Genomic DNA, 20,795 nt, shown 5'->3' with positions numbered 1-20,795 from the left:
GATCCTTGACCATGGACTCTCAGCTCCACCAGGGGGTCGGGAGCCGCTTTTCGACCGGCCCGGCATCAATCGCCGAGCACGCCGGCCAGGGCCGTGCCCTGTGCGGTCGCCTGCGCCACCACCGCGTCTTCGGCACGGCAGCTCTTCCACATCAGGGTCGTGCTGGGGACGCTCTGCGGGTGGACGTACGTTCCCGCGGCGGAGGGAATGAGGAAGGCCGGACCGGGCGCGGTCTGGTATCCGTGGGCGCTGAAGAACGCGACCGCGTCGGGGCGCACTTCGGCGATCATGACGTGTGCGCCCTCGCGGCGCAGGTACTCCTCGCACTCGGCGAGCAGCGCGGCGGCCGCACCCTGGCGTCGGTTCTCGGGGCGGACCGCGATGCCGTGGATGATGCCGATCTCCGTGTGCGCCGTGGCCCCGTCCGGAGCGAGCGCGAGGCGGCTGAAGGAGGAGCCCACAACGGCCTCGCCCAGGCGCGCCACCTTGATCTTCTCCCGGCCGGACAGGCCCTTGGCGCAGCTCGCGAGCCCGGCGGCGACGTAGTCGGGGTCCCGCCACGGGGCACCGCCCATGAGCCCGTAGGCGTCGGGCATGGTGGCGCAGATGCCGGGGATGTCCTCCTGGAGCGCGTCGCGGACCGTGAGGGGCCCCAGGGATGCTCGGCGGGGCTTGTTCTTCTTCTGGCGTCCCATGTCGTCCTCACGTGCTGGCGATCGCGGCCCGCCGGTCGGCGTGCCCTCCTCTTGTATCGCGGAGCTCTGACAGTCGGTCCGTCTCCTGGCGGGCACCGGCGGAAGGCCTGGATGGGGGCGGCGTGCCCGGGCGGCGGGTCTCCACCATCGTCGGCCTCTGGTGAGGTACGGTGCCGACGGCTGTCCACGCAGCCCTGCTGGGGTACCGTGCCCGGAATCGGTGCCGGGAAGGCAGAAGAAGACGTGGGCCTGCAGCGCCGCCATCACTGGCTGACCACAGCATCGCGTGTGCTGTCTCTCTCGCATTGACCGGGCAGTGCCGCAGGGAGACGCCATGTCCTCGTCCCGCGCCCAGCTCGGGGAAGCGGTCCGGCTTCGCCAACAGGCCACCGGCGAGTCCTACAACCACGCCCAGATGATGCTGAGTTCGTCCCCGGATCCCGTATCGGTCATCCCCGCTCCGGTACCCGAGCAGCAGCGGTGGGAGTCCTTCCTCGTCGGCCTGATCGCGCCGGTCTTCGCCCGCCATGACGCCGGGTCGTTGTTCGGGATCCGCAGCGTGACGCCGCTGGCCGACCACCTGATGCTGCGCGTCGAGTGCGCGAACCTCGCTCTGTGGGCGCAAGCCGTGTCCGGCGCCGGACGTGCGGGAACGACGGGGCCGCGGATGCTCATCGAGTCGGCCCCCAAGGGCGTGAAGCTCATCGAGGAGGCGACCGGCGCGGTGGTGGTCCTGGACCGGGCCTTTCCTCGCCAGTGGCAGAGGGCCACCGCGGCGGCCCAGGCGCCGGACAATACGCGGGGCGGGACCGTCGACCGGGCGGTGGAACTGTCGCGATCGCCGTACGGGTTCGAGGCCTCGGCCCTGCTGCGCCGTGCCCGCCTGGTCTCCGCCGTCGGGATCGACGGCCAGGTGCACCTGGAGGTCCGCGACGAATCCGACGGCCGGCCGCGGCTGTTCGAGGTCGGCGGCAGCAAGCCACGGGCCGTGCTGTGGCACGCCCTCGTCGGCGCTCCCGAGGCCCTGTATCCCGCCCATGACGGGCCCGCGCTCCCGGCGTGCCGCCGCGTGGAGCCGTAGGAGAGTGCTCGATGTCCCGCCTGGACCGCTCCGCGCACTGCCTCTCCTCGTTCCGCTTCACGCAGGGGCGTCGCCCGGTGTGTACTCGGCGCGCAGGTCGGCCACCAGGCGGGCGCGTTCCTCGGTCAGCGGCACCCGGCGGGCGATGAACGACCCGTGGTTGCTCAGGGACCAGTCGTCGCCGTCGTGGCCGTTGTAGCGCAAGTACCAGGCGACACGGGCCTGTTCGTCGACATGCAGCTCGTCGTCGGGCCAGTGCTGGTGCAGCGAGCGCAGGGCGCCGAAGTCGACCTGCACGGCGCCGGACAGGTCGGCCGTCTGGGGGATCTCGCCGTCGTCACCCCGCTCGAACAGCCTGCGTCGCCGCGCGGCCAGTGCGGCACGGCGCTGCTGCTTGTCCTCCTCGGCCAGGATGTCGGCGGCCTCCTCGGCGGTGGCCGGGCGCACCAGGATGCGGAAGTGCCAGCCGTCCTCACCGATCAACTCCGCCGGCTGGTTGCCGTCTTCGTCGCGGCAGTATTCCGGCCGGCGCTCGCGGATGGTGGTGACGATCGCGGTGACCTCACCCTCGCCCACACGGTGAAAGCCGGGCGCGTCCTCGGGGAAGGGGTGGCGGTAGTCGTAGAGGGTGCTGCGCAGCACGGTGCCCGCGGGCCCCCAGCGCTCGGGACGGGGGTGGAAGCGGCCCGGGACGCCGCGCTGGATCTCCCACAGTTCTTCGGCCGGCGGGCACTGGTTCTCCAGGTGGCGTACCTCCCAGCCGCTGCCCTGGCGGAGCAGGAGACCGGCGCCCGCTGGTACGAGGTTGCCGCACAGCATGCAGTCCTGCTCGCGGCCGTTCGCGCGGGGCGGCGGCGCGACGCGCTCCTCGGTCGTCGGGCACTGCTGCGGGTGGCGGGCCTTGATCAGGGTCTTTCCGTACGGGCCGGGCGAGGCCGGGGCGGCCTCGTACAGGATGCCTTCGCCCTGCTCGAGCCAGCCGCCGCACTTCCCGCATTCCTGCGCGAAGTCGTTGGTGCGCGGCGGCGCGGGCGGGCACTGGCCCACCGGGTGGCGGGCCTCGGTGTAGCCGCGGGCGTTGCGCACCAGGATGCCTTCGCGGGCGGCGACCGGCCGGCGGCATAGGCCGCAGGTGTCGGCGCGTTCGTTGACGCGGGCCGGGGCCGCGGTGAGCGGGCGCACCGGTCCGGGCCGGGCCGGGTGCTTGTCCACCAGGCGGCGCATCGTGCCGCGTACCGAGGTGCCGAAGGCGTTGCGGGTGCCGAGGGTGGAGTCGCGCTCCTCCTTGATCGTGCCGTCCTGCTTCACCCTCCAGATCCGCACCCGCTTCTTGTCACCGCCGGGGAGCGGGTCGCACAGCACGAGCACCGCGCCGGCGGGGAGTTCGTAGGAGGCTCCGGCCTCGAGCCAGTTTCCCCGGCAGCACATCGCGCCGGGCTCGGCTTCGTCCAGGCCGCGCAGCAGCTTCCTCCAGGGCCTGACCGCGCCCTCGTCCGCCGGGGGGATCGCGACGGCGTACTGCTTGTCCGACATCCCGGCCACTCCTTCTCCACGGTCCGTCACCGACAGCATGCCGGGCCGCACTGACAGTGCCCTGTGGCCAGCGGCGATGCCTCGGCCGGGGTGCCGGGCGGTGCTCGGGCCCGCACGGCGGGGCACGCTCCCGCGCGGCGGACCACCGGGGGCAGAACATCTGCCGCCGCGTCCCGCCGGACGGGACGTGGGGTGTCGCCTGGGACGTGTGAGGCGGGATGGGCGGCAGGCTCGGAGACGAAGGGCGGCTCTCGTCGTCCAGGCCGAAGGGCCGAGCCCGAGACGCGAGACGTCTGTACGTCCCGCACGAGAGGATCACCGACATGCCCGGCATCCCGCTTCGGCGGCATCTTCTGGAAGTCTGCAGGGACCGGATCGAGGCCGACCGCCTGTACACCGTCCGCGAGTTGGCAAAGCTGGCCGGGCTTGCTCAGAACACCCTGTGGACCATGGCCCGCTGCGGGGCCTTGCCCGGGGCGCTGTCGTACCCGAACATGCCCGGCGCGAGCAGTAATGGCCCGCAGTACATCTGGGATGGAAGACAGCTGCTGCGGCTGATCGACCAACCACAGCAGATCCTCTTGGACCACGACGCCCACCCCGCGCACTCGCTCCACCGTGCCGGCTGCCGCTGCGACTCGTGTGTCACCACGCTCCGCCGCGCCAACCAGAGGGCGCCCCGGCAGCAGTCCGAGGAAGTCTTCCCCCGAGCGTCGCGCGAGCGGCTCCTGGCCCTCGTCGCAGACGGAACGCCCGTCAAGGACGCTGCGGCCGAGGTCGGGGTCAACTCCCGATGGGTCTACGGACGTGCCCAGTGGGACCCCGACTTCGCCGCTCGCCTCGACGAGGCCGGTTGGGTGCTGTGCGTATTCGGGGTCACCGACCCGCGGTGCTCGAGCCAGGCCGGGTACCGAGGCCACCGCGGCGTTCGCGAGTCCCGGCCGCCGTGCCGGGGCACCGGCTGCCGGAAATGGCTGCGGGATCACACCCGCAGTGAGAGCGAGCAGACGCCCCCCGATGAGGGCCGCCCTTCCGACCTTCCCCACGTGCTGTACCCGACCGTGTAAACACAGGCAGTGCATTGCCCCGCGCCGTCCGGACCCGGCGGCCCCGGGGGGCCGGTGCCGCCGTTCACAGGTATGCCGTGGCCTACCATCGACGAACCGCAGGGAGGGAAACACCATGGATCACACGGCACGCATACCCGTGGCCGTCGGCGGCGGGACCGTCGCGCAGCCGTGGCGCCGCAGGATCCGGCGGATTGCCGCTGTTCCCGTCCTCGCCGCGGTGGCACTCGTCGCGGTGGCCGTGGGCGTCGACTGGGCGCTGAGCCAGAGCGTCGCCTTCCGGGGATGGCTGGTCAGCCCGTTTGTCGCTCTGGCGGCCGTGGCGGGAGTCCTGCGGGGGCACCGGCTTGTCCGGCGTGCGTGCACCGCAGTGAGCCGGCCGCTGCGCGGCCTGCTGCGGCACGGCGCCGACCCCGAGGAGCTGGAGGTGGTGCGGGCCTGGGAGGAGCAGGACCTGGAGGAACTGCGTGCCGCGCTGGGGGTCCGGATGTTCGGCGTGATCGATCTCTATCCGCGCGAGGCCGCCGGCGAGCTCATCGCCGCCCTGCGGCGCGCCCTCGACCGCCCCGAGCCGCTGTCCGACGAACTCCGCGCGTCCCTGGACGACCTGGCCGACGGTGCCCGGCGCTGGCACGACACCCTCGCCTGAGCAACACCTCTCACAGACCGAACGAGACCAGACCGTAGACCGCGCACCGCATCCTTCCCGTACCTCAGTGCCCACCGGAGAGGCCCGTTGCGTAGAGGTGGGGTCCTGCCGCAGGCGCCGGCCGCCCTGCGAGGGGATGGATCCCGGGGGCGGCGGGTGCGTTGACGCGCTGGGCCCACCAGATACGCAGCCGGTACGGGGGGTGGGTGGTCGCCGAGCGCAGGACGAGCCCGAGGCGTGCGGGCTGCGGCAGCGTGCTCAGCAGGTCGGTGTTGCGCCTCCACAGGGCGATCACGGCATCGCGGCCGCAGGTGCGCACGGCGCGGGCGTCGCAGGCGAGTTCGCTGTGCCAGGCCCAGCCGGTGTACAGCAGTCGGAGGGCTGCGGTCACCAGGACGGCGAGGGTCAGGGGCAGCCACGCGGCAGCCAGGACTGTCAGGAGCACCCCGACGGCCTGGAGGACGGTCGAGCGCTCGTTGTCGCGGCGCAGGATGTGGCCGAGCTCGTGCTCGAGGACGGCGGGCAGGTGGTCGGTGTCGCCCGGACCGACCCAGTTGCTGCCCAGCCACACGTGGGCCCGGCGGCCGTCGCGCAGGGAGGCGGCCTCGTTCCCGTCGCCGGTCGGGTCCCAGCCGTCGCTAAACGCGATGGTCAACCGCTGCAGGCGGTGGGCGCGCGCCACGCCCTGCAGGTGCCGCTCGATGTTCTGCATCCGCTGAACGGTCGTGCGGTAGAGAGGGCTTGGGGCGTTCAGGGGGCCGGTCCGCAGGAGGCTGTTCCAGGTGAGGTGCTGGGCCCTGAACCCCTCGGATACCTGGGTGCGGCGGTCGCTGGCGCTGTGAACCGCCCAGGCCCAGCTGGCGATCACGGCCATGGGAAGTGCGTGGAGTCCCAGGCGGGGGCCGCTCCCCCACTGCGTGATGACCGCGATCGTCAGCATCCAGGCGACAACGAAGTGGCTCCAGAATCGATCTCGTATCCGGCCCATCGTGTGCCTCACCACCCCGCGCGGCCGGGCAGCGCGCTGCGCTGACGCTGTACGGGGGCGGGGGGCTGTCGGTGCTCGGAGCGGGCGGCGCCGAACTCGTCGGGCCCTTGCGGCCCGGAGACGTACAGCGCGGGCGCGCTCCGTCGGATCAGCGTGATGTTCATGGAGGCTCCCGAAGTCAGGCGGCGTGCGGAGCGGGCGCGGCGAGGGTGTGCGCGGCCGGGGCCAGCTGTGGACGTGGGGCTGCGCAGGGCTGGTCGAGGCAGTCGACCCAGCCGTCGGCGGTGCGGATCGAGATGTGCACGCCGTAGCGGGCGAGGACGTCGGCCAGGCGGCCGCCGCACACCGCGCAGCGGGGCCGCGGCGGCGCGGCGCGGCGGACGGGGCGGGCGGGTTGCCGGACGGGGCGCGAGGGGGGTGTCGGGGTTGAGGCCTCGTGATGGTGTCCGGCTTGGGCGGCCAGTTGGTGGGCGCGCTGGTTGTCCTGCTCGGCCTTGCGGCGGGCCTCGGCCGCCTTGTGGCGGATGCCTTGGTGCTCGGCGGCGAGCTTGTGCTCCAGGTCCTCGGAGAGCATCAGGCCGTGGCTGTCGAGGCCGAGTTGGGCCAAGGGGACGGTTTCCTCGTGGAGGTCGTCCCCCGCGCAGGGCGGGTGGTGCAGGGCGTAGCGGGACAGCTCCTCGCTCTCCCACCATCGGCCGGTGCGCGGGTGGGGCTGGCCCCACAGGACGCGGACCTGGCGGTCGGCGAGGTCGAGGATGCACACCGCGCTCTGCTCGGCGAGCAGGACGTGGGGCAGTGCCGTTCCCAGGCGCATGAACCAGATGTCGCGGATGCCGGCGGCGGCGTAGTCCCGGTGGCGCTGCTGCCACAACGAATCGGTGATCAGGCTGCTTTGGGCCTCCAGGGCGAGGCGGGAGCCGTCGGCGAGGCGGACGTGGACGTCGGCGCGGCGCTCGCGGCCGGGAATCCACTGCTCCTGGCGGACCTCGGTGACGTCGGGCAGCGAGCGCGCCCACCGTTCGAGCTGGGCCTTGGCCTCCAGGTGCCAGAGCGTTTCGGGGTGGTGGCCGCCGGGCGGGGCCATGTGCGGCGGGTGCGCGAAGTGGTGGCGCCGGGCGCCGCCGATCCTGCCCCGCGGGATCAGCGGGACGCGCGTGCCCGCCGGTACTCCGTCCAGGCCGAGGAAGCAGGCCGCGCACACCAGACTCTCGCGGTGGCGGTAGCCCAGCGTGCGCCACTGGTCGATGGGCCGGTCCTCGATGTGGACGTGGCGGCCGGTGTCCAGGTCGAGCCCGACCACCAGCAGATCGTCCGCTGCCATGCACTGCCCCCGTCGTTCTGCATCTGCTCGGTGCTGGCAGTTTTCGTGACGCAGGTGCTGGTGAACGCCGTGCGGGGGCGACGTCCCGCCGGGCGGACCGCCGGGCGCGGAACATCTTCCGTGGCGGTCCGCCGGGCGGGACAAAGGGCGTCGTCCGGGACAGGCGGGGCGGGAGGTGTCACAGGCTGCGGGGGCGAGGGGCCGCCCTCGTCGTTCAGGCCGTACGGCCAGGTTCCTGCAGGAGGTCAGCCCCGGTGAGCCGCACCATCCCCCTTCTCCTCTCGCTCGCTTCGACGATGGCGCTGATGGCCGCCGCGTTCAGCACGGCGCGCGCATTCATGCTCGCGCGGTCGTCCTCCTCCGAGGCGGCTGAGGCCCGGCAGCGGGCCGTGGCGCGCTGGGTGGGCGGGTGGTCCTCACCGTGGCCGTCATGGTCGTGCGGGCGCGGATGCCCGGCCCCGGCGGTGACGCCGAAGGGCCGGGATCGGTGTCCATACCGTGGCGGGCGGTGGGGCTCGCAGCGGCCGGGCTGGCCGCCGCCGTGACGGTGGCGGTCGTCCTCACCGTGGCCGTGCGCTCAGGGCGCCGTCGGCACGACCGGCAGCGGAAGGAGGAGCGTGCCCGGTGGGCGGTGCAGGAGCGCATCGCCGCCGCGACGGCACGCCACGATGCGGTGCTCGAGGAGTACGGCGCTCATCTCATCGACTACATGGCCGCGCTGGAGCGGCCCGCGCTCAACGATCCGTCCGTCGCCGCCACCGAGCGGTTCGACCGGGCGAGGATCAACGCGGACGACGCCCGCCTGACCGTGCGCCACGGCGTCAAGGAGCTCGTTGCCGCGTATCACGAGGCGGTGGCCGAGCTGGAGGTGTCGTGGCGGATCGCCCGGGACCATGCGGAGCGCGTCGGCACCTCCTACCTCGAGCCCGCGGTCTCCCGGCGCCTGGCGAAGGCCGCCGATCTGATGGCGGTGGTGCGCGGTGGAGCATCCGAGCACGAGCGGGCGCTGGCGTATCAGCGGGTCCGCCGGCTGGTCGGCACCTCGGTACGCGTACCGCAGGTCGCCGAGCTGGCGATCGCGCGCTTGGTCCGCCCTGTCCTGACGAAGGAGGGCTTCGACGCGGCGGGCGGCCTGGACGTGCTGGTGGGCGCGAGCCGGTCGGAGGAGGTCGTGGTGGTGGCGCCCGCGCGCGGGGTGCCGTTCACCTGCCACCGCCTGGAAGATCTCACCTGACCCCGCCCGCCGCCGCCCGCCGGTTGCCGGTCGTCAGGCGGGCTGCCGCAGCAGGGCGATGACGGTGGCGTCGTCGCGGTAGCCGTCCGCGTCGGCTTGCGCGGCTGCGGTCAGAGCGTCGGCCAGGGCCTGGGGGTCCGCCTCGTGCGCGCGGCACAGCCGCTCCATCGTCTCCGGGTCCACCTGGTCCGGGATGCCGTCGGTCATGAGCAGGACCAGGCGGACATGTTCGGGGATCTGCGTCTCGCGGCACATGCCCGCGCCGGCCTGAGCGAGCCCGGTCCTGGACCAGTTGTCGTGGGCGGCGGCGAGGTCCACGGCCACACCGTTGCGGCGCAGGTACTGCCCCATGCTCTGGTCGGTGCTCCACTGGGTGAGCGCGGCGCCGTCCCAGGCGTAGGCACGGCAGTCGCCGATCCAGTGGATCGCGGTGGGCTGGCCCGGCTCCATGCGGGCGTAGACGGCGGAGACGTGCGGCGGGGTGTCGTAGGCGTGGGCCATCTGTCCGGCGGTGGTCAGAGCGGCGAGCCCGCCCATGGTCATGCCGATGTGGGTGATCACCGGCGGCACCGCCTGGGCGTAGCGGACGACTGCCGCGTCGTGGCCCGCGCCGTCGACGACGGCGGCGCACACCCGCTGCCCGCGCCGCTGGAGGTCGTATCCGTCGGCGCACGGGGGCTCGGTGCCCGGCCGCCGCGCCATCCCCACCGTGATCGCCTGCGTGCCCGCCGCATGGCGGGTACTGGTCTCGGCCATCGTCTTCTCCTTCGTGTCGGTCGCCGGCCTTGTCGGCCCGCCCTGTACTCCGGCCGGCGAAGAAGTGCATCAAGGAGTCCACCAGAATGCGAAGTTGAGGCTGCTGGGGCAGGAGTGACACCCGGGGGGCGGCGCCCGGTGTGGGGATGGTGGTGCCGGCTCCGGCGGCCGCATCCGGTCACTTCCCGTGTTCCCCGGGCGCAGGTGAACGGTGCTGCGTAGGCTGGGGGTTGACGTCCCGGTGGTCCCCCCGTGCCACCGGGACGCTGTATGTCAGTGGTCCCGGATCTGGTGGATGCCGTCCACCGGGATTGAGGCGGTGCGGATCCGCTCGCGCCATGCGTCGGGCCACTGGGTGGCGGCGTCCCAGCGCAGTCCGCCGAGGTAGAGGTGGGTGAGGTCGGCGGTGCGCAGGTCGGCGCCGCGGACGTCGTTGCACACGCGGTCGAACGTCGCCTCCGCCTCCGCGAGATCGGCGGCCAGGCGTCTGAGCGTCCGACGGGCGATGCGCGGTGCGGCGGTGGCGAGTTGCCCGGCGTCGCGGTGGGCATGGCGCAGGGCGAGGGCGAGCTGCTCCGCGCCCGGGCCGGCGTCGCGGATCTGGGGCGGGAGGGTGATGTCGAGCGTGTCCGCCACGGTGGCCAGGGGCCGGTCCGGATCGTCGAGAGCGCCCTGGGCCGCCCGCCGGGCCTCGGTGATCTGCTGGGCGGGCCACATCAGGTGCCCGCGAGTCTGCAGGCGCGTGACGGCGCTCCAGGAGGCGAGGGTCCGGGCAGCGGCCGCAATGGGGCGGCGACGCCACGGAAGGCGCCGGGACAAGGTCGTGGGCCAGGCCGCCGCGTTCACCGTTCACCCCTTGTTCGCCGGATTCTCCGGGGCACTGTATGCCCCACCACGTCCCCCGTTCCGCCCGCGCAACCACCACAGGAGCTGCTGAGGCAGGCGGTGCCAGTGAGAGAGCGCGCAGTCTCGCGGTCTCGCGGGTCAGTGCCCCGTCGGCGGATGACGGGCGTTCGCGCTTGCCGGGCATCTCGATCTCCGTGTTTCCCGCCGCTCGGGAGTCGTCCGCCATCGCCAGGAGGGCGGCGGGCCGCGGGGCGGGACGAAGTCGCGGCTGCTGCCCGGGAGCCCGGCGGGCAGGACAGGCTCAGCGGCAAGGTACTGCGCGTCAAGGGCGAGGAGACACAGTGGGCGACGGAGAATCGGCTCTGGACTGGGCGCATCCGGCTGCGTCCGGACAGCGGATGGATCTGGTCGGCAGTGTCGGAGGGTGGTCGGTGATGGGTTGGCTGGCAGCTCCGGGAATCGGCCAGGCGCGATGGGATGCGACCGCCGCTGTTCTCGACATCCAGTCCGAGCTGGACCTTGCGTATGAGTGCGGTGTGCACACCGAAGGCATGATGCCGGGTCTCAGGAACGCCGAGGTCGTCGTGCACGCCTATCGGTTGCTCCGGCGCCCGCACGACCGCGAGCCGTACTTTCAGGCTGTGCTCTATGTCGACGGGCGGTGGATCGGGATGGAGCGGCTGGAGGAGATGGGGGTCGACGAGGACACCGGCGTCGATGACGACAGCCTCTGCGTCTATGCCTCGCAGGAGCTGACCGAGGTCTTCGACCTGAACCGGCAGCGGATGGAGGGCCTGACCTCGCGGCTGGTGGCCGGCGAGGAGCAGTACATGAGCGATCACCTGCGAAGCTGGCTGTGATGTAGTCCCGCCGACGGCCTGGACGGCTCGGCATCAGCCAAGTTCCGCGTCGGACGGCGGTCTACGTGGGGCTGATGCCCTGGGGGCCCTGCTGATGCTGCGTAGCGGCGTGTCCCTCGCTGTGGCCGTGGTCGCGGGGCGGCGGCGCGTCCGGGGCGGGAGAGCCGATGGCCCGCTGGCTGTGCTGCTGCTGAATATGTGCGATGCGGCGCCGGAGTTCGTCGGGGTCCGCGTTCTGGACCGCCTCCGTGAGCTCCTCGAAGCTGACGTCGAACTCCCCGAAGCCCGCCGGGTCGTGTGCACCTGGTGCTCGCTGCTTGAGCTGCCGGACGAAACTCTCTTGGCGCTCCCGCATCTCGGCGAGCCAGGGCGGGGACGACGTGCCGGCGGCAGCCTCGAATCGCTTGTGGATGCCGGGGCCCGAGTCACTGCGAGGGACAGCGGGCAGGGCTCTCACCGTGAAGCGGGGGCCGGGGAGGGTGTTGAGCACGGGTTCCTCGGTGTCGGCGCGGCTGGCCACGATGAGCCGGTCGGCTGCGGCGGCCCGCGCGAGGAGGGCCTCGCGGGTACCGGGGTCGTGCAGGAAGTCGGCGTGCACGACCAGGACGCCGCCGGTGTTGCGCTCCGGGTGCTGGACCGCCTCACCGACGGACATGGGAGTGCAGACGAGGTCGGGGTGCAGTTCGGCGACGGTGGTACGGATCTGGGGCAGCAGGTGGCGGAAGTCGATCGCGGTCAACACCGTCCCCGTGCGGGCGGCCAGATGCGCCCCTGCGGCTATCGCGATCTGTCGGCCGGGGGCCCCGAACTCGTAGGCAACGATGCCTCCGCCGGAGTCCACCAGCGAGTCGATGAGCTGTGCCGCCTCGGGGTGGTTGATCGCATCGCTCATGCGGGGCCTTTCGGTCTGTCTCCCGGGTACAGCCGGCGACTCGGCCGGACCGTGCCGGAGGTCGGTCTGGACAGGTGGCTAGGTGCGGCCGGTCCCCTGGGACCGGTGCTCCTGGTGGGCGGCGGACTGTTCTTGGCCGTGGTCGCGGGGCGTCCGTGCCGGATCGGTGGGCCCGGGCGCGGCTCGGCGCCGGCGAGCCAGCTCGATGGTCGCCTCGTACTTGCTGCGGAGTTCGCCGACTCGCTGCTTGACCTCGGCGGGGTCCGTCCTCTTCAGCACCTCGGCCATTTCGTCGAAGAACTCAACCTGGTCGGGCAGGACGTCACGGTTGGCCTGCCCGACCAGGCGCAGGGCCACGCTCATGTCCATCGGCGGGGGCGACACGGTGACCGGCGCCGGGCGAGGAGCTGAAGGCATCAGATCACGGAGCCGAAGGACGAGGCCTGGGGTGGCGAGCGCGTCGAGGGTGGTGTCGCTGTAGTCGTGGCGCGCCACGAGGAGGTGGTCGGCGCTGTGGGCCATCGCGAGCAGCGGCTCGCGCACGTCGGCGTCGCGCAGGACATCGGCGTGCACGGCCAGGACGCCGTTGATGCTGCCGGCCGGCTGCAGGGCCGCTTCCTCTGCGGATATGACGGCGCTGCGCGCCTGCGGCTGTACCTCGCGGACGAAGGCGCGGACGTCGGAGTGGAGGCTGCGGGCTTCCACGATCGTCAGCGGGGCGTTCGTCTCGGCCGCCAGCCGCGCGCCGGCGGCGAGGAGCGTCTCCCGGCCACCGCCGCCGACGTCGTAGGTGATGCGTCCTCCCCCGGAGGCCACGAGGGTCTCGACGGCCTCCGCGATCCGCGGGTGCTTCAGCACGCTGCTTTCCACGCGGTCACTCCCCCTTCGCCGCAGTCAGTGGTCGTTGTAGAAGGTGGCGGAGGACTTGCAGTACGAGGGGCTCTGTCCGATCTTGACCACGCAGACCCGCAGCTTGTAGGAGCGCTTCTCGGCGATGTTGTGGCGGCCGTCGGCAGCGCTCACGACGGTGCACTTGCCGTCGTTATAGCTGTCGGTGACGCGGTAGACGTGCGCGCCGGCGGCGGTCTGGACGTCCACCAGCGCGCGGTAGCCGTCGGTACTGACGTCGCACACCTCCAGCCGGTCGCCCTGCTCGCGGAAAGTCGCTGCGGCGCCGCTGCCGTGCGGGCCGCCGCTGTACCACCAGGTGGTCGCCGCCGAGGCGGTTGCGGCGCTGGCCGCCATCAGGGCGCCCCGCGCCACGGCGGGTACGGCGGCGCGGGCCAGCCGCATGCGCGTCGACTTCATCCGGGTCCTCCAAGCCGGCGGGGCCCGGCCGTGGTGCCGGACCGCTCCGAGGCAACCAGCTCCGCAGGGCACCGGGCGGCTGACGCCGAGCTGCTTCCCGGGAGCTGCGACGGTGTCCGGCCCCCCTGTCCCGCCCAGCGGGATGCTCGTCCGGTCCGGCCGCACCCGGCCCCTGCGTCGACACCAGCTTCAGGTCTGCCCGGCGGCTTCGAGCCTGCGGAGGGCCGGAGCTCGTGTTGGTTTTCTCCCGCCGGGCACCGCCGGACCGCTACGCTGAAGGGAGCAGCGGCACGTGCCGACGACCTTCGAGGCGGTTGTGATCATGGGTAGCGACGACTGGACCCCCGACTCCATCGCCCATGCCCTGCCGGACGCCGGCATGCGCATGGAGTTCGTGCGGCAGCTGAACACCACGCCGCTGTCGGGGCTCGCCGCGCTCGGCGAGAAGTGGATCAAGGTCATCGAGGACCTGACGACCGCCGCCGAACGCGGCCGTGAGCTGCACGCCTACCAGCGGCAGCACGGAGGGCAGCTCCCCGAGCAGTACACGGACGTCACCGACCTGATCGTGGAGAGCCGGGCCGCCTGAACCATGTACCGGATCTACATGGACTCCACACTGCACGCCGCATACCGGGACCTTCCGGACAAAGCGCGCGCCCGGGTCGCTCAGTTCCTGCTCGACTCGGTCAACGACCCCCGGGCGGCCACCAACCCGTACGGCGACGTCGATGACGGACTGATGCGGCTGTGGGCCGCAGGGGACCTTGCCGTCGTACTCCTGATCGGCGACCAGACCCGGACCATCACGGTCCTCAGCATCACCTACGCCGGACTCGACTAGTCCCGGCGAGCCCGTCACGCCGCTGGGGCGTGCGCGGTGCCACACCGCGGGCACCGGCAAGGGCTGTCCCCGCACGGGGCCGCCAGCGCCAGGCACCGGACACAATCGCACAGTTCAGGCTCCCCAGGACCCCGCCGGTAGTCCGCGCCCAGCGGTGCGGCCGACGGCCAGGCGCCGGGCTTGTGACCGGCGGGAGCGGAGAATCTCTGCCACAGCGCCACGACCTGGACGGGGGATCGCACCGGGCGGATCTGCAGGCGCATGAACGCGGGCAGGTCGCCCTGCTCCCTCATCGCCGCGATGTCCTGGGTCGCGAAGTCCTCCACGGCACCCTCGCGTGCTCCGGCGTCCCCGGTGAGCCGCTCACCGGCTGCCGGGGGTGCTTGCTCCGTCACGGTGCCCCTCGTCCAGCTCGATCCCTTCGGGGCACCCGGGACGGTGGCCGCACCGCCGCCCCGGGCTCTCCCCATCCGCCCCAGCAGAACAGGAGGTCCCTTCATCCTGCCGTCCGGGGAAGCGGCCGGTACCGCCGCAGGGCGCCTGGTTCCGGCACTTGGCACGACCAGGTGCGGGGGCGTCCCGCCGGGCGGACCGGGCAGCCGGATCACGAGTCCGGCGCCGGCCGGCGTTGCGGGTTCAGGCGGTGGGCACAGCGCGGGCCAGCGGGTCCAGGTCGCCGTGGAGAGCGGCGTGCAGGGCCGCCGCGATCTGCCGGGCCCGCTCCTCGCCCGCGATGTCGTACAGCACGGTGCTGCCCGGCCGGGCCAGCCGGGGCGCAAGGCGCACCTCGCGCCGGTCGCGGAGACGGTCGATGGCCTCGCCCACGGCGGCGGCCGCGACGTCGCTGACGGCGTGCCCGGACGCCGCGGTGTTCGTGTCGGTCTTCACCGTCCAGCGCTGCCCGCTGCGGGCGACGCAGACGAACACCGCGCCCGCATCCCGGGCCTCGCCGTAGGCGCGGTTGAAGGCGGTGACGCCGGTGGCGTCCGGGACCTGGTCAGCGGGACAGGCGATCGGCGGCGCGTGCATGACGGCATCTTGGCAGCCGGGCAACGCCATGTGTACGCGGCCTGGAACTGGTGGGACGAGTGCGGTCGGCCGGGCCGGACCCGGTTCGGTGTGAGCGCGGAGCGCACCGACGCCCGCCGCAGCTGGCTCGACAGCCCCGCCACTCCCCTGCCCGGCCAGGTCGCTGCGGGCCGGGCAGGCGCGGGGTGACGCACTCGGTGACGGTGGTGACGGGCGGGTGACGCAGTCGGTGACGCACTCTGCACCTGCTACATACCGCCTGACCTGCTGTTTTGTCTGACTCGCAGGGGATGGTGACGCAGGTGACGCACTTTCCGGGTATCTCTCTATACCCCCTTTCGTCCCTTTTTTCTCTCACAGAGAGATAGGGGGAAAGTGCGTCACCTGCGTCACCTCTCCCGGGTGAATGCAGGAAAGCGCAGGTCGGAGCAGGTTTTTGAGGGTGGATGTGCGTCACCGAGTGCGTCACCCGGTGCGTCACCGATCGCGGAGTGCGTCACCAGCCCACGTCCCACGCTGACCTGTCTCACCGAAGCTGCACCGATGCGTCTTCGGCTCCCCCGGCGGCCCGTGCAGGGCAGGACGTTGGCGCCCGCCAGGCGGCAAGCAACTGGGTCGTCCGCAGCGCCGAAGTCGAAGCCCGGTCCGTGGCCGAGGGCGGTGACGGTGTTCGACCCGGCCGGAATGTCGAGGGTGCGGACCATCAGCACGCGCTCGAAGTCAGCGGTGCAGGAGGTGGCGGTCCAGGCTGCGGTCGCTTCATCACGCCAGCAGCATGCCCACGCGCAGCAGGACATACCGGGCGTGGTCGGCATTCGTACTCCGGTGGACCGCCCGTCGTTGCTGTGCCCCGCGCACTACGGCGCGGGGCACACAGCAGCGGGTCAGCCGTTCGCGGCGCCCGGCTCGGTGGAGATCCGCAGCGGGCGGCCGGTCTTGGTGCGCTGCAGTTTGCGTACGTCGACACCGCGGCGTCGCAGCGCGGGCGCGGCCCGCACGAGCCGGCTGGAGAGGACCGCAGGGGTGCGTGGCCAGTCCTTGTCGGGTCCGGCCGGGGCCTGGAGGAGTTCAAGGAGCTGGGCGGCCGGTCCCTCCCACGTCCAAGGGCTGGGCTGAGCCAGGGCCCAGCGCAGTACGGCGGTGGCCACCGGGTCGCCGTCGATGACGTCGTCGATCAGCGCTTCCTGGGCTCCGGTGTAGGTGGTGAGGGTGCTCCAGCCGGTTACCTGATCCAGGGCCCACAGCAGCTCGGCCCAGTCGGCCATGCGCGGCCGCTCGGTCAGCTTCGCCTCTGCCTCGGGGATTTTCTGCCAGACCAGGGCCGCCAGGTCCAGGAGCCCTCCGAGGATCTCGGGGTGCGCCTTGCCGTAGGTCTCCCACAGCTTGCGCTCGGTGCGCCGCTGCTTGCCGGTCATGGGCTCGAGCTGGATGGGCATCATCCGCTCGGCCAGGTCGCCCTGCAGGGCGCCGACGTCGATGCCGGTGAGCAGGACGGGCCGCTGGTAGAGCAGGACCACGACGTCGTCGTCTGAGTAGAGCTCTCGTTTGGTCAGAGCGTCTCCGGTGACGACCCGGCTGAGGAAGTCGGACAGCCACAGCGGGATGCCGCTCAGGTTGTCCAGGGCCAGGCACCAGCCCGCCGCCGTCGTCACCGCGAGGTCGTCCTCCGTCTTCGGCACGGAGCGCAGGTGCGCGTCGATGCCGTCGACCAGGCGCAGCATCATGCGCCCGCCGGTGGACTTGCCGGTGCCCTGTTCGCCGGTGAGATAGGCGACGGGGCGGGGCATGTTCGGGCGCATCGCGGCCAGCAGCCAGGCCACGGCCATGGGATAGGAGTCGGGGCTCATCGGCAGGACCTGACGCAGCAGTTCGATGCCCTGCTGCCAGCCGCCACGGGGGTGGTCGGGGATGGGCATCTCGCGCAGCAGGCGGCTGCGGCGCCACAGGGGGCCGTCGACCGGGTCCGGGGACAGGACCGACCACCGGCCCGGTTCGATGCACACCGAGACGCCGTCGTTGCGGCCGAGATCGAGCCAGGTAGTCCACCTGTCCACTGGGTCGGCGGCGACCCGTAGGAAGATGTCCTGGCTGGGGGACTCCATCGCGATCGCTTCAAGGGAGGCCATCGCGTCGGCGAGCGCGGCCTGCGAGGGAGTGCGGCCGGTGCTGCGGATGTACTCGCGGATCAGGCACTGGCGCAGGGAGCCGGTGGCCCCGCCGCCGCCCTTGGCGCGGATCGGCCGGGCGATGGGGCCACCGTCGACGGCTACCGCGTAAATGGTCTGGTCGCAGCGCACGAAGCGGTATCCGGTCTCGCCGATCGCCCGCAGGATGTCGGCCTGGCGCGGTCGGCCGCTGTCGGTTTCGCGCTCCTCCCGTTGCGGCAGATGCGCGGTCATCGCGGCCGCGGTCTGGGCGGCACCGGCATAGGCGGCGCTCGGTGGGTCCTCGCGTTCGGCGCTGGGGGCGGGCACGGTGCGCTGGGTGGTCGTCTCGCTCACGTCGGGGCCCCGATCCGTCGCGGCACCCGGGAGCCGGCCTCGAGGGCGCGGCGGATCGTGGACTGGGCCTTGGCCTCGTCCGGGTCGACGCCGGCAGCCTGGGCCGCCTCTGTCAGGGCGCGGTGCACTTCGTCTCGGTCCACCAGCCCGGCCCCGACCAGCTGTCCGAGGCTGAACGCGCTCTTGTTGAGCTGGTCGTTGCGGCCGCTGTGGCACGCGGCGACGGCTTCGAGTTCTTCGCGTACGGCGGTGGCGACGTAGCCGCGTCCGGCCGCGAAGTCCGGCAGGCTCAGGCGGGCGAATGGACGGCGCACAGGGTTGCGGTGCTTGAGTCCGGCCCGCGCGAGGTCGTTGGCAAGCCAGCGCGGAAGCGGCGCGGGCCTGCGGCAGGTGCCCTCGGGCACGTAGCGGCCGTCGCGGGTGCAGGTGCCGGGGGCGACCGCGTAGGAGCGGTCGGCGCGGATGTCGATCTGCCAGCCCAGGCGCCCGCGGCTGTCCATGCGCCACTGAGTTCCGTCCTCGACGGCGTACCACAGGTGCAGGCCCCCCGAGGGGGTGCGGACGCTGAATGTCTCGGGGGACTCAGTGAGCAACGGCGCCCGGCGCAGCGTGCACAGCAGGGCGAGCGCGTCGAGACCGGAGCGGACGGCTTCGGGATCGAGGTCCTCGGGCAGGTCGAGGCCGGGGAGGATCTTCTCCGCCTCCGGCGGTGTCGACTGGTGCATGTCCAGGTCGACGATCAGCAAGTTGGACGGGCCGGCGGCGACGCCGATCCCGTACGCGGGGTTCTCGCTCCACCACTGGTCAATGAGAGCGGGGTCGGTGGTGGCGGCCCGAACGCCGTGGCAGTGGCGGCCCGCTTCGATGCACCGGCACTCTTCGGTCTTGTGCGGGATGTAGTCCGTGTTGGGCTGCCCGGCGATCGTCTCGCGGCAGCGTGAGCAGTTCGCCGGCGGGATCTTCAGGCCCGGGGCGAGCGGATGAACGAACCAACCCTGCTCGGCGCACCAGCGGGCAATTCGGTGGGGGGAGGCACGGCCTGGACCCCCCGCACGGGGGGATTCGGTTCTGGCCAGCACAATGTCCTTTTTCCGCCGTGTTGCGGGCCGCTCCACCCTCTCGCCCCATACGCCGACACCCCATGGGCGGCGCCTCCCCAGTACAATGGAGGGCGCGCCCGGGGGGACTCGGGCCGGGGTGATGCGGGCGGAGCGCGGCATCACAGCTTGTTCGGGAAGGGCCCGCGGCACCTTTGACGAGGGAGAGCGCGAGACCTTCTTGTGGCCCGGGACTACGGTCCCGGGCCGCTTCCATGTCACGCCGCGACCGGCGTCGGCGGCTTGAAGTGAACCGGCTGGTGCCCCTTGGCGCCGCGCAGTTCGGCGACCCGCTTCTCAGGAAGCGCCAGCAGGACGTCGGGCAGGTCGGACAGCAGACACCAGGGCGGAATGTTCCAATGCCCGGCAAGTTGGCCGAGTTCGGGCACGCTCCACTGGGTGGTGCCCGCCTGCCGGCGTGCGACCAGCCTGCCGGGCATCCCGAGGGCGCGCCCCAGGTCGGTGTGCGTCTCGCAGGTCAAGGACAGGACTTCCTTGATGACCCCGCGAAGGCGCACTTCAACGGAATCGTCTCGGTCGGTCATTACCCCTCCCGTGTAGCAGCGGACCCATAAGAGGCGCCCAAGCGCCTTTTTTATGCAGTGCGGGCCGACCATACATCACACAGAGCTACTTTTTGCGCACCCATCCCCTGCGCGTGTGACCTGGGAATTCGCCGTTCTCATGGCCTGGTTGACAGGCGTGCGGCAGGGCCGACTTGTCGTACAGGTCAGCCATCTGCGTCATGGGGGCGAACGGTCAGCTGGCGCGCGGCTGTTCATGCTCGCGCTGGGCCCTTTCCAGGACATGCCGCCAGGAGGCGACGTGGGGCTTGCGGCGCAGCAGTGCTCTGCGTTCCCGTTCGGTCATGCCGCCCCACACGCCCCATTCGACCCGATTGTCGAGGGCTTCTACCAGGCACTCGGTGCGCACCGGGCAGCCCGTGCAGATGGCCTTGGCCCGGTTCTGTCGGGTGCTGTCGGCGAACAGCTCGTCTGGGTCGGCGCCGCGGCAGGCCGCGTCCTCGTGCCAGTAGGTCCTCGCACTGGTCATGTCTGTCCTCCCCCCGTCGCGGCTCGGCGACAAGGCCGAGCTTATTGCGCAGGTCACGACCGGTGCGGTGCGGGTCGGTTCGTCGCCCTGCCGGAAGTGTCCGGCGCGGTCATGTCCTGCGCGGCCAGAACTTCCACCACGGCGGCTTCGCGGGTGGCGGGTCCTGCCGGAACAGCGGGGGGAACTGCTCCTTCAGCGGTATCTGCTGGCGTGCCTCCGCGGCGGCGCGTTCCGCGTCCTTGCGCCGCTGCTCCTGCTGCTGGTGCCGGTCCCACTCGGCCTGGAGCCGCTCCTCATGGCGAGACGCCCGGTCCCGCGCGGCCTGTTCGTCCTGCTCCAGGCGCTGGTGCTCCTCGCGCTGCTCACGCCGGGCCGGGGTGAGCAGTTCCCCGGCCTCCAGGTCCACCTCGCACTGCTGCAGCGCGTCGGCAGCGACATGGCAGGCGCGGAAGGTGCGGCGGGGCGGCAGGGTGTAGGCACTGTCCTCCCACAGGCGTTCGCCCGGCGAGGTGTTCGCGGGGTGGACGCGGGTCGTGGCGGTGCCGATCGTCTGGGTGGTCGGGTCGAGCCACAGCGGGATCACACCATGCCGCAGCATCGTCTGGTGCAGGCCGCTGAGCTGGACGGTTGCGGCCCAGTCGGGATCGCGCCAGACGAGCTCTGCGCGGCGGAGCTGTCTGGTGGTGGCGGGCCGCCACTGCGGGCCGTGGTGGGCGAACAGCCAGATGTCGACCACACCGGCCTTGGCGTAGAAGTCGTGGCGGGCTTTCCAGTCGGTGCCGGTGAGCGCGGAGTACTGGACCTCGAAGGCCACCTTGACCCCGTCGGGAGAGACGGCGAGCACGTCGGGTCGCCGCCATCCGTCCGGCAGCGTGATGGGGGTGTCATCGAGGTGCAGGGTCCAGCTGGCCAGGTCCGGGTGGGTTGCTGCCCACCGGCCCAGGACGTCCTTCGCGCTCAGGTGCCACAGCGTCTCCGGGCCCGTTTCGGCGTCGTGCTCGCCCTCCCCGGGGCGGTGGGCGAAGTGGTGGCGCCGCGCTC

At 72.3% G+C, this 20,795-nt stretch carries 24 protein-coding genes; 8 read left to right on the top strand and 16 right to left on the bottom strand.

The window, feature by feature from the left end:
• Nucleotides 1-65: 65 nt before the first annotated feature.
• Nucleotides 66-695, bottom strand: coding sequence for a GNAT family N-acetyltransferase (locus P3H78_RS30980; protein WP_276112509.1), 630 nt, complete (start codon nucleotides 693-695; stop codon nucleotides 66-68).
• Between the two features lie 334 nt (nucleotides 696-1,029).
• On the opposite strand from P3H78_RS30980, the gene P3H78_RS30975 reads away from it, so the two are divergent.
• Entirely contained in the window at nucleotides 1,030-1,776 is a 747-nt protein-coding gene (locus tag P3H78_RS30975) for a hypothetical protein (RefSeq protein WP_276112508.1), read from the top strand.
• A 57-nt stretch (nucleotides 1,777-1,833) separates the two neighbouring features.
• Here P3H78_RS30975 and P3H78_RS30970 read toward each other — a convergent pair whose 3' ends face one another.
• Complete coding sequence (locus P3H78_RS30970) at nucleotides 1,834-3,309, bottom strand: hypothetical protein (RefSeq protein WP_276112507.1); 1,476 nt, start codon at nucleotides 3,307-3,309, stop codon at nucleotides 1,834-1,836.
• Nucleotides 3,310-3,632: 323 nt separating this feature from the next.
• On the opposite strand from P3H78_RS30970, the gene P3H78_RS30965 reads away from it, so the two are divergent.
• Entirely contained in the window at nucleotides 3,633-4,376 is a 744-nt protein-coding gene (locus P3H78_RS30965) for a hypothetical protein (RefSeq protein ID WP_276112506.1), read from the top strand.
• A 115-nt stretch (nucleotides 4,377-4,491) separates the two neighbouring features.
• Nucleotides 4,492-5,025 (top strand): hypothetical protein, encoded by a 534-nt coding sequence (locus tag P3H78_RS30960; protein WP_276112505.1) that lies wholly within the window; start codon nucleotides 4,492-4,494, stop codon nucleotides 5,023-5,025.
• A gap of 64 nt (nucleotides 5,026-5,089) precedes the next feature.
• On the opposite strand, the gene P3H78_RS30955 is transcribed toward P3H78_RS30960, so the two are convergent.
• From P3H78_RS30955 to P3H78_RS30945, 3 genes are all read right to left on the bottom strand, one after another.
• Nucleotides 5,090-5,899 carry a M48 family metalloprotease gene (locus tag P3H78_RS30955; protein ID WP_276112503.1) on the bottom strand — a complete coding sequence of 270 codons (810 nt, stop codon included), beginning with the start codon at nucleotides 5,897-5,899 and terminating at the stop codon, nucleotides 5,090-5,092.
• A 122-nt stretch (nucleotides 5,900-6,021) separates the two neighbouring features.
• A complete protein-coding gene (locus P3H78_RS30950; RefSeq protein ID WP_276112502.1) occupies nucleotides 6,022-6,177 on the bottom strand; it encodes a hypothetical protein in 156 nt (51 codons plus the stop codon).
• A 14-nt stretch (nucleotides 6,178-6,191) separates the two neighbouring features.
• Nucleotides 6,192-7,334 (bottom strand): competence protein CoiA family protein, encoded by a 1,143-nt coding sequence (locus P3H78_RS30945; RefSeq protein ID WP_276112501.1) that lies wholly within the window; start codon nucleotides 7,332-7,334, stop codon nucleotides 6,192-6,194.
• Between the two features lie 508 nt (nucleotides 7,335-7,842).
• On the opposite strand from P3H78_RS30945, the gene P3H78_RS30940 reads away from it, so the two are divergent.
• The gene (locus P3H78_RS30940) at nucleotides 7,843-8,568 is read left to right on the top strand and encodes a hypothetical protein (RefSeq protein WP_276112500.1); all 726 of its coding nucleotides are present in this window, start codon (nucleotides 7,843-7,845) and stop codon (nucleotides 8,566-8,568) included.
• 33 nt (nucleotides 8,569-8,601) lie between these two features.
• On the opposite strand, the gene P3H78_RS30935 is transcribed toward P3H78_RS30940, so the two are convergent.
• Complete coding sequence (locus P3H78_RS30935) at nucleotides 8,602-9,324, bottom strand: SpoIIE family protein phosphatase (protein ID WP_276112499.1); 723 nt, start codon at nucleotides 9,322-9,324, stop codon at nucleotides 8,602-8,604.
• Between the two features lie 273 nt (nucleotides 9,325-9,597).
• Entirely contained in the window at nucleotides 9,598-10,041 is a 444-nt protein-coding gene (locus tag P3H78_RS30930) for a hypothetical protein (protein WP_276112498.1), read from the bottom strand.
• Nucleotides 10,042-10,511: 470 nt separating this feature from the next.
• On the opposite strand from P3H78_RS30930, the gene P3H78_RS30925 reads away from it, so the two are divergent.
• Nucleotides 10,512-11,030 (top strand): hypothetical protein, encoded by a 519-nt coding sequence (locus P3H78_RS30925; protein ID WP_276112497.1) that lies wholly within the window; start codon nucleotides 10,512-10,514, stop codon nucleotides 11,028-11,030.
• Nucleotides 11,031-11,091: 61 nt separating this feature from the next.
• On the opposite strand, the gene P3H78_RS30920 is transcribed toward P3H78_RS30925, so the two are convergent.
• The 3 genes from P3H78_RS30920 to P3H78_RS30910 all read right to left on the bottom strand — a co-directional run bounded on the left by P3H78_RS30920 (nucleotide 11,092) and on the right by P3H78_RS30910 (nucleotide 13,230).
• Nucleotides 11,092-11,922 (bottom strand): hypothetical protein, encoded by an 831-nt coding sequence (locus tag P3H78_RS30920; protein ID WP_276112496.1) that lies wholly within the window; start codon nucleotides 11,920-11,922, stop codon nucleotides 11,092-11,094.
• Between the two features lie 78 nt (nucleotides 11,923-12,000).
• On the bottom strand, nucleotides 12,001-12,792 hold the full coding sequence (locus tag P3H78_RS30915; protein ID WP_276112495.1) for a hypothetical protein: 792 nt from the start codon (nucleotides 12,790-12,792) through the stop codon (nucleotides 12,001-12,003).
• A 24-nt stretch (nucleotides 12,793-12,816) separates the two neighbouring features.
• Complete coding sequence (locus tag P3H78_RS30910) at nucleotides 12,817-13,230, bottom strand: hypothetical protein (RefSeq protein WP_276112494.1); 414 nt, start codon at nucleotides 13,228-13,230, stop codon at nucleotides 12,817-12,819.
• Between the two features lie 292 nt (nucleotides 13,231-13,522).
• Here P3H78_RS30910 and P3H78_RS30905 point away from each other — a divergent pair, with 292 nt between their 5' ends.
• Nucleotides 13,523-13,819, top strand: a complete 297-nt coding sequence (locus P3H78_RS30905) for a hypothetical protein (RefSeq protein ID WP_276112493.1) — start codon at nucleotides 13,523-13,525, stop codon at nucleotides 13,817-13,819.
• Nucleotides 13,820-13,837: 18 nt separating this feature from the next.
• Nucleotides 13,838-14,074 (top strand): hypothetical protein, encoded by a 237-nt coding sequence (locus P3H78_RS30900; RefSeq protein ID WP_276112492.1) that lies wholly within the window; start codon nucleotides 13,838-13,840, stop codon nucleotides 14,072-14,074.
• Nucleotides 14,075-14,710: 636 nt separating this feature from the next.
• Here P3H78_RS30900 and P3H78_RS30895 read toward each other — a convergent pair.
• Entirely contained in the window at nucleotides 14,711-15,103 is a 393-nt protein-coding gene (locus P3H78_RS30895; RefSeq protein WP_276112491.1) for a hypothetical protein, read from the bottom strand.
• Nucleotides 15,104-15,112: 9 nt separating this feature from the next.
• On the opposite strand from P3H78_RS30895, the gene P3H78_RS30890 reads away from it, so the two are divergent.
• The gene (locus tag P3H78_RS30890; protein ID WP_276112490.1) at nucleotides 15,113-15,292 is read left to right on the top strand and encodes a hypothetical protein; all 180 of its coding nucleotides are present in this window, start codon (nucleotides 15,113-15,115) and stop codon (nucleotides 15,290-15,292) included.
• A 695-nt stretch (nucleotides 15,293-15,987) separates the two neighbouring features.
• On the opposite strand, the gene P3H78_RS30885 is transcribed toward P3H78_RS30890, so the two are convergent.
• From P3H78_RS30885 to P3H78_RS30865, 5 genes are all read right to left on the bottom strand, one after another.
• The gene (locus tag P3H78_RS30885) at nucleotides 15,988-17,604 is read right to left on the bottom strand and encodes an AICE element replication initiation protein (RefSeq protein WP_276112489.1); all 1,617 of its coding nucleotides are present in this window, start codon (nucleotides 17,602-17,604) and stop codon (nucleotides 15,988-15,990) included.
• Nucleotides 17,601-18,683 (bottom strand): bifunctional DNA primase/polymerase, encoded by a 1,083-nt coding sequence (locus P3H78_RS30880; protein ID WP_276112488.1) that lies wholly within the window; start codon nucleotides 18,681-18,683, stop codon nucleotides 17,601-17,603. The genes P3H78_RS30885 and P3H78_RS30880 overlap by 4 nt, the downstream gene beginning before the upstream one ends.
• Nucleotides 18,684-18,919: 236 nt before the next feature.
• On the bottom strand, nucleotides 18,920-19,246 hold the full coding sequence (locus P3H78_RS30875; protein ID WP_237498159.1) for a hypothetical protein: 327 nt from the start codon (nucleotides 19,244-19,246) through the stop codon (nucleotides 18,920-18,922).
• Nucleotides 19,247-19,460: 214 nt separating this feature from the next.
• Nucleotides 19,461-19,754, bottom strand: a complete 294-nt coding sequence (locus P3H78_RS30870) for a WhiB family transcriptional regulator (protein ID WP_276112487.1) — start codon at nucleotides 19,752-19,754, stop codon at nucleotides 19,461-19,463.
• 109 nt (nucleotides 19,755-19,863) lie between these two features.
• On the bottom strand, nucleotides 19,864-20,795 hold a 932-nt coding region (locus P3H78_RS30865), incomplete at its 5' end, for a competence protein CoiA family protein (RefSeq protein ID WP_276112486.1).

It is taken from the genome of Streptomyces tropicalis, from assembly GCF_029269835.1.
GTDB classification, from domain to species: Bacteria; Actinomycetota; Actinomycetes; order Streptomycetales; family Streptomycetaceae; genus Streptomyces; species Streptomyces tropicalis.
This window is presented reverse-complemented; position numbering and strand designations above follow the sequence as displayed.